A 316-nucleotide genomic window follows, 5' to 3' on the forward strand; every position below is an offset into this window, starting at 1 on the left:
TCGACCGCGCCGACCATATCCACGCGCGATTCGGGCACGCGCAATCCCCCCAGATCGATGACCCGCGATCTCCGCGATGGGCGTCCGCTGTCGAGGCGCAGTGGCGATGGTGGGACCTCGTCGTCGACCGTCTGCGCTCCGAGGGCCGTCGCCCGACTTTCCTGGCGGAATTCGGACCGTCGGACTACGCGACGCCGGACCCGCGGACGGGTCTGCCGCTCGGTGATCCCGCCGCACTCAATCGCTGGATCACCGGGCAGATTCGTGCCCGCTACGCCTCCGGCGAGTGATCGCGAACTCTGGGCCCGTCGGGACC

General features: G+C 69.9%; 1 protein-coding gene. It reads left to right on the plus strand.

Features of this window, described 5'->3' with window-relative positions; genetic code table 11:
* Positions 1-290, plus strand: a 290-nt coding sequence (locus L687_RS42925) for a hypothetical protein (RefSeq protein WP_021201324.1), incomplete at its 5' end; no start/stop codon positions are given.
* Between the last annotated feature and the right edge of the window lie 26 nt (positions 291-316).

It is taken from the genome of Microbacterium maritypicum MF109 (genome assembly GCF_000455825.1).
In the GTDB taxonomy this organism is placed as follows: Bacteria; Actinomycetota; Actinomycetes; order Actinomycetales; family Microbacteriaceae; genus Microbacterium; species Microbacterium maritypicum_A.